The 10,154-nt window shown below is 72.4% G+C and carries 12 protein-coding genes; 7 read left to right on the top strand and 5 right to left on the bottom strand.

The features are described from left to right. Together E1293_RS08790 and E1293_RS08780 are read left to right on the top strand one after the other, a co-directional pair. A partial coding sequence (locus E1293_RS08790) for a S1C family serine protease (protein ID WP_132195723.1) occupies positions 1 to 1,031 on the top strand: 1,031 nt, incomplete at its 5' end. A 158-nt stretch (positions 1,032 to 1,189) separates the two neighbouring features. Next, complete coding sequence (locus E1293_RS08780) at positions 1,190 to 1,540, top strand: sec-independent translocase (protein ID WP_132195721.1); 351 nt, start codon at positions 1,190 to 1,192, stop codon at positions 1,538 to 1,540. Positions 1,541 to 1,595: 55 nt separating this feature from the next. Here the strand turns inward: E1293_RS08780 and E1293_RS08775 are convergent, their stop codons facing one another. Beyond that, entirely contained in the window at positions 1,596 to 2,735 is a 1,140-nt protein-coding gene (locus tag E1293_RS08775) for an Mrp/NBP35 family ATP-binding protein (protein WP_132195719.1), read from the bottom strand. Between the two features lie 111 nt (positions 2,736 to 2,846). Here E1293_RS08775 and E1293_RS08770 point away from each other — a divergent pair, with 111 nt between their 5' ends. Further along, positions 2,847 to 3,305 (top strand): MarR family winged helix-turn-helix transcriptional regulator, encoded by a 459-nt coding sequence (locus E1293_RS08770; RefSeq protein ID WP_207938741.1) that lies wholly within the window; start codon positions 2,847 to 2,849, stop codon positions 3,303 to 3,305. Here E1293_RS08770 and E1293_RS08765 read toward each other — a convergent pair. Continuing rightward, the gene (locus E1293_RS08765; RefSeq protein ID WP_207938740.1) at positions 3,302 to 3,781 is read right to left on the bottom strand and encodes a DUF1003 domain-containing protein; all 480 of its coding nucleotides are present in this window, start codon (positions 3,779 to 3,781) and stop codon (positions 3,302 to 3,304) included. The two genes, E1293_RS08770 and E1293_RS08765, sit on opposite strands and share 4 nt — an antisense overlap. A 14-nt stretch (positions 3,782 to 3,795) precedes the next feature. Beyond that, entirely contained in the window at positions 3,796 to 5,094 is a 1,299-nt protein-coding gene (locus E1293_RS08760; protein ID WP_132195715.1) for a magnesium transporter MgtE N-terminal domain-containing protein, read from the bottom strand. 104 nt (positions 5,095 to 5,198) lie between these two features. Between E1293_RS08760 and E1293_RS08755 the strand changes: the two genes are divergently transcribed. Further along, complete coding sequence (locus E1293_RS08755) at positions 5,199 to 6,098, top strand: RNA polymerase sigma-70 factor (protein WP_341770178.1); 900 nt, start codon at positions 5,199 to 5,201, stop codon at positions 6,096 to 6,098. Between the two features lie 17 nt (positions 6,099 to 6,115). Here E1293_RS08755 and E1293_RS08750 read toward each other — a convergent pair whose 3' ends face one another. Beyond that, positions 6,116 to 6,616: a hypothetical protein gene (locus E1293_RS08750; protein WP_132195711.1), complete on the bottom strand. Its 501-nt coding sequence runs from the start codon at positions 6,614 to 6,616 to the stop codon at positions 6,116 to 6,118. A gap of 39 nt (positions 6,617 to 6,655) precedes the next feature. Here E1293_RS08750 and E1293_RS08745 point away from each other — a divergent pair, with 39 nt between their 5' ends. Both E1293_RS08745 and E1293_RS08740 read left to right on the top strand, forming a co-directional pair. Next, positions 6,656 to 7,594, top strand: coding sequence for an HpcH/HpaI aldolase/citrate lyase family protein (locus tag E1293_RS08745; RefSeq protein WP_132195709.1), 939 nt, complete (start codon positions 6,656 to 6,658; stop codon positions 7,592 to 7,594). Between the two features lie 55 nt (positions 7,595 to 7,649). Further along, positions 7,650 to 8,936 carry a CPBP family intramembrane glutamic endopeptidase gene (locus E1293_RS08740; RefSeq protein ID WP_132195707.1) on the top strand — a complete coding sequence of 429 codons (1,287 nt, stop codon included), beginning with the start codon at positions 7,650 to 7,652 and terminating at the stop codon, positions 8,934 to 8,936. On the opposite strand, the gene E1293_RS08735 is transcribed toward E1293_RS08740, so the two are convergent. Further along, a complete protein-coding gene (locus tag E1293_RS08735; protein WP_132195705.1) occupies positions 8,931 to 9,320 on the bottom strand; it encodes an NUDIX hydrolase in 390 nt (129 codons plus the stop codon). The genes E1293_RS08740 and E1293_RS08735 overlap by 6 nt on opposite strands. Before the next feature lie 83 nt (positions 9,321 to 9,403). Here E1293_RS08735 and E1293_RS08730 point away from each other — a divergent pair, with 83 nt between their 5' ends. Next, positions 9,404 to 10,048 (top strand): DUF6758 family protein, encoded by a 645-nt coding sequence (locus tag E1293_RS08730; protein ID WP_132195703.1) that lies wholly within the window; start codon positions 9,404 to 9,406, stop codon positions 10,046 to 10,048. The last annotated feature ends 106 nt before the right edge of the window (positions 10,049 to 10,154 follow it).

Raw genomic sequence — 10,154 nt, 5'->3', positions numbered from 1 at the left:
GCGTGATCGCGACCAACGGCGACGACGGCGGCGGTTCGGTCAGCCTCGGCGGCAGCGGCGGCGGCGACACGAAGGTGCAGAACCGCCCGCCGGACTCGGTCGCCGGCGTCGCGCAGCGGGTGCTCCCGAGCGTCGTAATGATCCGGGTGAAGGCCGCGCAGGGCGAGGTCGGCGGCACCGGCTTCATCGTCAAGGGCGGCTACGTCATCACCAACAACCACGTCGTCTCCGGCGGGGGCGGCAACGGGCAGATCCAGATCGTCTTCAACGACAAGAAGACGCTGCCCGCGACCGTCAAGGGCACCGACCCGAGCTCGGACGTCGCCGTGCTGCAGCCGCAGGGCCAGCACTCGCTGCCCGCGCTGACGGTCGGCGACTCCGGCGCCATCGCCGTCGGCGACCCGGTGATCGCGATCGGCTCGCCGCTCGGCCTGCAGGGCTCGGTCACCACCGGGATCGTCAGCTCGCTGAACCGGGCCGTGCCCACGGGCGGCGAGGGCAGCGGCGGCGACTCGTCCTACCTGAACGCGATCCAGACGGACGCGGCGATCAACCCGGGCAACTCGGGCGGGCCGCTGGTGGACGCGAAGGGCCGCGTGATCGGCATCAACACCGCGATCGCGACGCTCGGCGGCCAGTCGCTCGGCGGCGAGCAGCAGAGCGGCAGCATCGGCCTCGGCTTCGCGATCCCGATCAACCAGGCCAAGCGGGTCGCCGAGGAGATCATCGCGACCGGGAAGGTGAAGCAGGCCAAGCTCGGCGTGCTGCCCGACCCCCGCTACCAGCAGGGCGGCGCCCGGATCATGCCGCAGCCGGTCAGCGGGCAGGACCCGGTGACCAAGGGCGGCCCGGCGGACAAGGCGGGCCTGAAGCCCGGCGACGTCATCACCAAGATCGACGACAAGCCGATCGAGGACGCCACCGACCTGATCGCGCAGATCCGCAGCCGCGCCCCCGGCGAGAACATCAAGGTCACCTACCAGCGGGACGGCAAGGAGAGCAGCGTGCGGGTCACGCTCGGCTCCGACTGATCCGGCACGGGCTGATCGGGCGCGGGCTGATCGGGCACGGTTTGATCGGGCACGGGCTGATCGGGCACGGATGTTCAGGCCGGGTTCACCGGGCCTGGGGATACGCTTAGGGGGCCGGCCGCAGGGCCGGTCCCCTCGGGCTGTGTGTGGAGGACGGGTTGTTCGACGTCGGACTCGGTGAGATGGCGGTGCTCGTCGTCCTCGCCCTGGTCATCTTCGGCGACAAGCTGCCGCAGGTCGCCGGGCAGGCCGGCCGGATGCTGCGGCAGTTCCGCGAGATGGCCAACAGCGCCAAGGCCGACCTCCAGGAGGGGCTCGGGCCGGAGTTCAAGGACTTCGACATCAACGACCTCAACCCGAAGACGTTCGTCCGCAAGCACCTCTTCGAGGACGACGACGGCTACCTCACCAAGAACGGCGCGGGCCTCTTCGACGACGAGCCCTCCTACGCCACCACCCCCGGCGAGCTGGACGGCGAGAAGCCCCCGTTCGACAACGAGGCCACCTGATCTTGAAACGAGGAAACCCCGCCGGAGACCCGGCGGGGTTTCCTCGTCGCGCGCTCTACCTGCCCTTGGGGGCGATGCCGAGGGACATGCCGGCGAGGCCGCGGGAGCGGCCGGCGAGCTTGTCGGCGATGGTGCGGAGCTCCTTGGCGGCGCCGGCGTCCGGGTCGGAGAGCACCAGCGGGACGCCGCTGTCGCCGCCCTCGCGCAGGCGCGGGTCGATCTGCACCTGGCCGAGCATGGGGACGCGGGTGCCGAGCGTCTTCGTCAGCGCGTCCGCGACCGTCTGGCCGCCGCCCTCGCCGAAGATGTGCTGCTGCTCACCGCAGTGCGGGCAGGCGAGGTAGGACATGTTCTCGATCACACCGACGACCTGCTGGTGGGTCTGCGCGGCGATCGCGCCCGCCCGCTCGGCCACCTCGGCGGCGGCCTGCTGCGGGGTGGTGACGACGAGGATCTCCGCGGACGGCAGCAGCTGCGCGACGGAGATCGCGATGTCGCCGGTGCCGGGCGGCAGGTCCATCAGCAGGATGTCGAGGTCGCCCCAGTAGACGTCGGTGAGGAACTGCTGCAGCGCCCGGTGCAGCATCGGGCCGCGCCACACGACCGGCTGGTTCCCGGCGGTGAACATGCCGACCGAGATCACCTTCACGTCGTGCGCGGACGGCGGCATGATCATGTCTTCGACCTTGGTGGGCGAGGCGTCCACGCCCAGCATCCGCGGCACCGAGTGGCCGTAGATGTCGGCGTCCACGACCCCGACCTTGCGGCCCTGCGCGGCCAGCGCGGCGGCCAGGTTCACCGTCACCGACGACTTGCCGACGCCGCCCTTGCCGCTCGCCACCGCGTACACCTTGGTCAGCGAGTTCGGCTTGGCGAACGGGATCTCCTTGGCAGGCTCCCCGCCGCGCAGCTTGGTCTGCAGATCCTTGCGCTGCTCCTCGCTCATCACGTCGAGGTCGACGCGCACCGAGGACACCCCGTCGAGCTTGGATACGGCCTCCGTGACGTTCTTGGTGATGGTGTCCTTCATCGGACATCCGGCCACGGTCAGGTAGACGCCGACGCGGACGGTGCCGTCCGCCTCGATGTCGATGCTCTTGACCATGTCGAGCTCGGTGATGGGTTTGTGGATCTCAGGATCGTTCACCGTGGCAAGCGCCTCGGTCACCCGCTCGGTCGTCAACTGGGAGGCCATACGCCCATGGTATGAACCCGAGGCCGATACCTGCTAATCAGGGTGTCGGTCCTCACACCCGGGTGTGCGTCCCCGTCGCGCCGGGCGGCCGCCGGGCCTACGATCGGTCCCGTGACAGGCAGCACCCTCTCGGCGGGCGCCGAGCTGATCGTCTGGCGGACGCTGCTGCGCGCGGAAGCGCGGCTCTCCCGCCGGCTGCAGGCCGATCTGCTGGCCCGGCACGACCTCGCGCTCGGCTCCTACGAGGTGCTCATGCACCTCGGCGAGGCGCCGGGCGGGCGGCTGCGGATGAACGACCTCGCCGACCGCGTGCTGCTGTCGCGCAGCGGCCTGACGCGGCTCGTCGACCGGCTCCAGCGGGACGGCCTGGTCATCAGGCAGTCGTGCCCGAGCGACGCGCGCGGCCTGTTCGCCGTCCTCACCGCGGGCGGCCGCGACCGGCTGGCCGAGGCCACCCCCACCTACCGGGAGGGCGTCCGAGACCACGTGCTCAGCCGCCTGGACGAGCCGGACCTGCGCGCCCTCAGGCACCTCCTCGACAAGCTCGCCGACGAGGAGGTCCCCGCCTAGGAGACGTGCTCCTTGGCGTCCAGGTCCTTGAGGATCTGCTGGAGCTCCGAGCGCAGGAAGTCGCGGGTGACGACCTCGTTCAGCGCGACCCGCAGCCCGGCGATCTCCCTGGTCAGGTACTCGGTGTCGGCGATGCTGCGGTCGCCGCGCGCCCGGTCCTGCTCGTACTGGACGCGGTCCCGGTCGTCCTGCCGGTTCTGCGCCAGCAGGATCAGCGGAGCCGCGTAGGACGCCTGCAGCGACAGCATCAGCGTCAGGAAGATGAACGGGTACGGGTCGAACTTCAGCGCCTCCGGCGCGACCAGGTTCCACACGATCCACACGGTGACGAACACGGTCATGTACACGAGGAACCTGGCGGTGCCCAGGAACCGCGCGATCCGCTCCGACAGCCGCCCGAACGACTCGGGATCGTAGTGCGGGCGCGGCAGCAGCGTGCGGCGCAGCTCCCTCGGCTGGTCCAGGCGCGCGGTCATCTGGCGTGTCGGCATCATGTCGTCCCCCGGAGAGCCTCTTCCTCGGGATCGGCGGACCCCTCGGCGCTCGCTTCCATCGCGGTCTCCCGCCAGTCCTCGGGCAGCAGGTGGTCCAGGACGTCGTCGATCGTCACCGAGCCGAGCAGATGCCCGTTCTCGTCCACGACGGCGCCCGCGACCAGGTTGTAGGTGGCCAGGAACATCGCGACGGCCTCCAGCGACATGGTGGGGCGCAGCGGGTCCAGCTCGGTGTCCACGATCCCGCTGACCAGCGTCGGCGGCGGCTCCCGCAGCAGCTTCTGGAAGTGCACCGTGCCGAGGTAGCGGCCGGTGGGCGTCGCGGTCGGCGGCCGGCACACGTACACCTGCGCGGCCAGCGCCGGGTTCAGGTCGGGGCGGCGGATCAGCGCGAGCGCCTCGGCGACCGTCCCGTCCGGCGGGACGATCACCGGGTCGGTCGTCATCAGCCCGCCCGCCGACAGGTCCGGGTAGGTGAGCAGCCGCCGCACCGGCGCCGCCTCGTGCGGCTCCATCAGCGTCAGCAGCTGCTCGCGCTGCTCGGTCGGCAGCTCGCCGAGCAGGTCGGCGGCGTCGTCGGGGCCCATCGCCTCCAGGACGTCGGCGGCCCGGTCGACCTCCAGCTTGCCGAGGATCTCGATCTGGTCGTCCTCGGGCAGCTCCTCCAGGACGTCGGCGAGCCGCTCGTCGTCCAGCGCGACCGCCACCTCGGTGCGGCGCTTCTCCGGCAGCTCGTGGACGATGCCCGCGAGGTCGGCGGGCTTCATCCGCTCGAACGCGGCGATCAGCCCGGCCGCGCCCTGCCCGTGCTCGACGGCGGAGAAGCCCTCCACGGCGTCCCAGTTCACGACCAGGCTCTCTCCGCGTTTGCGCAGGCCGCGGCCCGTCCGGCGGCGGACGGCGACCTTGGTGACGTGCCAGTCGCGGGTGCGGGTCGGCTCCATCGCCACGTCCACCACGGAGACGGGCTCGCCGTCCTCGCGGAACCGGACCGTCCGGTCCAGCATCTCGGCGATCACCAGCGTCTCGGAGTCGCGCTTGCTGAACCTGCGCATGTTCAGCCGCCCGTCGAAGATGATCGCGTCCGCCTCGATCACCGTCACCCGGGTGATCGGCAGGAACACCGCCCGGCGGGAGGCGACCTCCACCACCAGCCCGAGCACCCGTGGCGGCCGCGGCGCCAGCCGCAGCGCGACCACGACATCGCGGACCCGGCCGACCTGGTCCCCGGCCGGGTCGAACACCGCGATGCCCGCGAGCCGGGCGATGAACACCCGTGTCGGAGCTCCGCTCATGGCGTGGACACTACCCATGATCTCCCGGCTGATCCGGACAGGCGTGTCACATCGCGGACGCCCCTCCCGTCCAAGGTGGCGGGGGGGATGAAATGGTGGGGATCGTGAGCGACGTGATTGCGGACCCTTTCGAGGAGCACCGGAACCTGCTCTTCGCGGTGGCCTACCGGATGCTGGGCACGGCCGCCGACGCCGAGGACGCCGTTCAGGACGCCTGGCTGCGCTGGTCCGCCGGCGACCGGTCCGGGGTCGCCGACCCGAAGGCGTACCTGGTCCGCATCACCACCAACGTGGCGCTCGACCGGCTGCGCTCGGCGCAGGCCCGCCGCGAGACCTACGTGGGGCCCTGGCTGCCCGAGCCGCTGCTGACCTCCCCGGACGTCGCCGAGGACGCCGAGCTGTCGGAGTCGGTGTCGATGGCGATGCTCGTCGTCCTGGAGACGCTGAGCCCGCTCGAACGCGCCGTGTTCGTCCTCAAGGAGGTCTTCGGCTTCCCCTACGCCGAGATCGGGGAGGCGCTGGACCGCTCCGAGGTGTCGGTGCGGCAGCTCGGCACCCGCGCCCGCAAGCACGTGGAGGCCCGCCGCCCCCGCTTCGAGGCGGGCGGCGCGGAGCGGCGCGAGGCCACCGACCGCTTCATGGACGCGGTCCTCGGCGGCGACATCAACCGGCTCATGGAGGTCCTCGCCCCCGACGTCGCGCTGTGGACCGACGGCGGCGGCAAGGTCCGGGCGGCCCTGCGCCCGATCCACGGCGCGGACAAGGTCGGCCGCTGGCTCACCGCGATCACCGGCCGCCCCTACGCGGGGGTGGAACCGGCCGACATGCGGATCCGGCGGGTGTACATCAACGGCGAGCCCGCCCTGGTCGTGGACGGCCCGGACGGCCCGCTCAGCACCGTCACCGTGGACGTCGACGCGGACGGCCGCGTCCACGGCATCCACCTGGTGGCCAACCCCGACAAGCTCCGGTCCGTCGCCGGGGGCCGCGAACTCCCCCTATGAGGGCTGGCAGGTGAGGGCTACCGGTCGGCGCGGCGGCGTTTGCCGCCGTACAGGCGCGGGGGCGCGCCGGCCGTCGTCGCCGGGGTCGGGACCGGCCGGACGGCGGCGTACTCGGCCGGCGCCTGGGCGGCCTCGTCGGCCGGGGTCAGCCGGATGATCCACGACTCGCCGGCCCAGGTCTCGACCTGGCCCTCGTGGGTGGCCGCGTTCAGGCGCTCCTTGGCGAGGATCGGCGTCACCTCGTCCCACAGCTCCGAGCCCGGCTCGACCTGCTCGGCGTCGGCGACGAACGAGACGAGGCGGCCGCCCTTGTCCTTGCTGCGCAGGATCACCGTCACGTGCGCGGCCTCCGGCAGGCCGGGGATCGGCTGCTCGCCCTCCCCGCCGGTCAGCACGTACGCCGCCCCGTCGTGCCACACGTGCCAGGCGGCGCGCGGCTGCGGCAGGCCGGGCACGTCCAGCCACAGCAGCCCCGACTTCTTGGCCGCCTCTTCGACCAGCGCCCTGTTCAGCCCCATGCCCGAAGGGTCTCACACCCCGCCGATAGCATCCGGGCCATGCGCTCTCGACGTACCACCCTCGCGGTTCCCGGCAGCAATCCCCGCTTCATCGAGAAGGCGCAGGGGCTGCCCGCCGACGAGGTCTTCCTCGACCTGGAGGACGCCGTCGCGCCGGCGGCGAAGGAGGACGCCCGCAGGACGGTCGCCGCCGCGCTCAACGACGGCGACTGGACGGGAAAGACCCGCGTGGTCCGCGTCAACGACCTGGACACCCACTGGGCCTACCGGGACGTCATCGAGGTCGTCGAGGGCGCCGGCGCGAACCTGGACGCGATCATGCTGCCCAAGGTCCCGGACGCCGCCCACGTCCAGTGGCTCGACCGCCTGCTCACCCAGATCGAGCGGGCGACGGGCCTGCCCGCGGGCCGGATCGGCATCGAGGCGCAGATCGAGGACGCCCGCGGCATGGTGAACATCGACGCGATCGCCGCGTCCTCGCCCCGGCTGGAGGCCCTCGTCCTCGGCCCCGGCGACCTGATGGCCTCGATCAACATGAAGACGCTCGTCGTCGGGGAGCAGCCGCCCGGCTACACCGAGGGCGATGCCTACCACTACATCCTGATGCGCATCCTGATGGCCGCCCGCGCCAACGACCTGCAGGCCATCGACGGGCCGTACTTCAACATCCGCGACGTGGACGCCTTCACGCGCGTCGCGGGGCGCTCCGCCGCCCTCGGCTTCGACGGGAAGTGGGTGCTGCACCCGTCCCAGATCGACGCGGGAAACGCCGTGTTCTCCCCGTCCCAGGACGACTACGACCACGCCGAGCTGATCCTGGACGCCTACGACCACTCGCTGGGGGAGGGCCGCGGCGCCGCCCGCCTCGGCGACGAGATGATCGACGAGGCGTCCCGCAAGATGGCGCTCGTCATCGCCGCCAAGGGCCGCGCCGCCGGGCTGGCGCGCACCCGGCGCTTCGAACCCCCGGGGAACTGAACGCCCCATACGATTCGTCCCACGTACGCGAAGGTTTTCAGGAAGGGCCACCCACGTGTCAGAACCAGGCGACAGCAACGGCTGGCACCCGATAGACCCCGACCTGGACCAGCGGCCACCGGAGGACCAGGAGGCCCAGCGGCCTTACCCGCACCCGCCTTACCCGCAGCCGCCGTCCTACTCGGACCAGCCGTACGGGCAATCGCCACCGCAGGGGTACACGGCCGGGGTGCCCTACTGGCCGGGTGCGCCGGCTGAGCCGCCGGGGCCGTACGGGGCACCCGGGCCCTACGGCGGCGGGTACGGGGTCCAGCCGGTCAAGCGGCCTTGGACGGTGCCGTCGCCGGAGGGCGTGCCGTTCCACCGGGTCGCGCGCAACGAGGCGCACCGGTGGTGGCGGCCGCTGGTGGGGAGCCTCGCCATCGCCGCGGCCGGGATGGTGCTGGCGATCGGGCTGATGCTCGTCGGGACGATCGTCCGCGTGCTGGCCACCGGCGAGGTGCCCGACCCGGCCGCGTCGGACACGGACTCGATCTTCGGCGACCAGACCGCCGACCTGGCGTTCAACCTCGGGGCGCTGGCGGTGTTCCTGCCGGTGGCGCTGCTCGGGGCGTGGCTCGTCCAGCGGCGGCGGCCGGGCACGCTGGCGTCGGTCGCGGGGCGGCTGCGCTGGCGCTGGATGCTCGTGTGCTGCGGCCTGGCGATCCTGTTCTGCATCATGTCCTACGCGACGTCGATCATCGCCTCCGCCGCGGTCGACGACCCGTCGGGCGGCGACGAGCACTGGGTCGGGTGGGGGCGGTTCCTCGCCCCGGCCATCGTCATCGTCCTGCTGGTGCCGTTCCAGTCGGCGGCGGAGGAGTTCCTGTTCCGCGGCTGGCTGCTCCAGGCCGTGGGCGCCTGCACGCTGGAGAACGCCAGGTCGCGCGTAGGACGGGCCTTCAGCGTCGTGTTCCGGACGCCGTGGCCCGGCATCGTCGTCGGCTCGGCCCTGTTCACGGCCGGCCACGGCTACACGGGCTGGGGCATCCTCGACATCTTCGCCTTCGGCGCGATCGCGGCGTGGCTCGCGGTGCGGACGGGCGGGCTGGAGTCGGGCATCGCCATGCACGTGTTCAACAACCTGATCGCGTTCCTCGGCCCGGCCGCCATCGGCGAGCTGGACATCGAGCAGGGCGGCGTCCCGTGGCAGATCGTCGCGGCGGACATCGTCCCGATGGTGCTGTACGCGGCGGCCGTCGTGTGGCTGGCGCGGCGGATGCGGATCCCGACCGTCACCGCTGGCCGGGGCGACGGCGACGTGCCGGTGGCGGCGGACACCGAACCGGTGCGCGCCTCATAGGACGCCCCACCGCGCGAGCGCGTCGAGCAATCCCGGCGTGATCGGAAGCTCGCGCAGGTCGTCCGCGGACGCCCAGCGCACGTCGGACGCGTCGTCCCCGGCGCGCAGCGTCCCGCCGGCCACGGTCGCCGCGTAGTCGTGGATCTCGTAGACGGCGTCGCCGGGCCCGGGGCGCTCCACCGTCCCGGCGAGGGCGCCGACGACCACGTCGAGGCCCGTCTCCTCCTTCAGCTCGCGGGCGACCGCCGCCGGGTCGTCCTCGCCGGGTTCGACCCGTCCGCCCGGAATGGACCACAGTCCCTCGCCCGGCGGGCGGCCCCGCCGCACCAGGAGCAGCCGCCCCTCGCCGTCCCGCACGATCCCGCCTACGCAACGCACTCGCATGACCCCATTTTGTCGCCACTTTCCCAGCCGGCGACCGGGTTGACCTTGACGAGCACGGACGTCGCCGCGCAGGGTGGGTAATCATGAGGGCGGAGCCCACATGCCCGCGCTGCGCGGGTCCTCTCAGCGCGCCGAGTCTCTGGTCCAGCGACTGGACCTGCGGTGTGCACGGCGCCGTACTGCCGAGGCAGCCGTCCAAGCGTCCCGGCCCGGACGGGCTGGCCGCCGTGCTGCGCGATGCGAAAGTCCCCGTCTGGACGCCCTGGCCTCTTCCGCCGGCCTGGCTCGTCACTGGGTTCACCACGGTCGGGGACGACCGCTCCGGCGCACGCGCGACGGCCGTCGCCGCGTCCGGGCCGGGATTACTGCGCGGCCCGGCCGACCTGGTGCTGATCGCCGAGGACCCCGGGATAGGGCTCGGCGTCCACTACGCGGGACTGGAGGGCGACCCCGGCGAGGCGTTCAACGGCGGCCCGCCGCACGTGAAGATCGACGTCAGCGGACCGGCCGCGACCTGCGGCCACTCGGTGCCGATGTGGGCGGTCGGCGACCGCCCCGACCGCGCCGTCTACGTGGGGGAGGCGATGGGCCACTGGCTGTGGGCGGTGCTGTGGCCCGCCGACGCCGGGGTCCTGATGCTGGACGGCCTGAACCTCCTCGACCTCCGCGAACCGGGCATGGAGCTCGACCTCCCCTACGGCGCCCACAGCCCCCGCCTGGAGGAGTGACCGCGGGCTTCCGGCCGTCTAGGGCAGGACACCGGCCAGGTACTCGCGGACGGTGACGCGCAGCTCGTCCATGTCCGGCGACGATGTGCGGAAGCTTGGTAGGAAA

It is taken from the genome of Actinomadura darangshiensis (assembly GCF_004349235.1).
Taxonomy (GTDB): Bacteria; Actinomycetota; Actinomycetes; order Streptosporangiales; family Streptosporangiaceae; genus Spirillospora; species Spirillospora darangshiensis.
This window is presented reverse-complemented; position numbering and strand designations above follow the sequence as displayed.

What these genes read in the sequence shown, in the direction of transcription:
- E1293_RS08775 (WP_132195719.1), bottom strand. Translation starts at nt 2,735, where the DNA reads ATGGCCTCCCAGTTGACGACCGAGCGGGTGACCGAGGCGCTTGCCACG.
- E1293_RS08730 (WP_132195703.1), top strand. Translation starts at nt 9,404, where the DNA reads ATGAGGGCGGAGCCCACATGCCCGCGCTGCGCGGGTCCTCTCAGCGCG.
- E1293_RS08760 (WP_132195715.1), bottom strand. Translation starts at nt 5,094, where the DNA reads ATGAGCGGAGCTCCGACACGGGTGTTCATCGCCCGGCTCGCGGGCATC.
- E1293_RS08765 (WP_207938740.1), bottom strand. Translation starts at nt 3,781, where the DNA reads ATGACCGCGCGCCTGGACCAGCCGAGGGAGCTGCGCCGCACGCTGCTG.
- E1293_RS08750 (WP_132195711.1), bottom strand. Translation starts at nt 6,616, where the DNA reads ATGGGGCTGAACAGGGCGCTGGTCGAAGAGGCGGCCAAGAAGTCGGGG.
- E1293_RS08745 (WP_132195709.1), top strand. Translation starts at nt 6,656, where the DNA reads ATGCGCTCTCGACGTACCACCCTCGCGGTTCCCGGCAGCAATCCCCGC.
- E1293_RS08735 (WP_132195705.1), bottom strand. Translation starts at nt 9,320, where the DNA reads ATGCGAGTGCGTTGCGTAGGCGGGATCGTGCGGGACGGCGAGGGGCGG.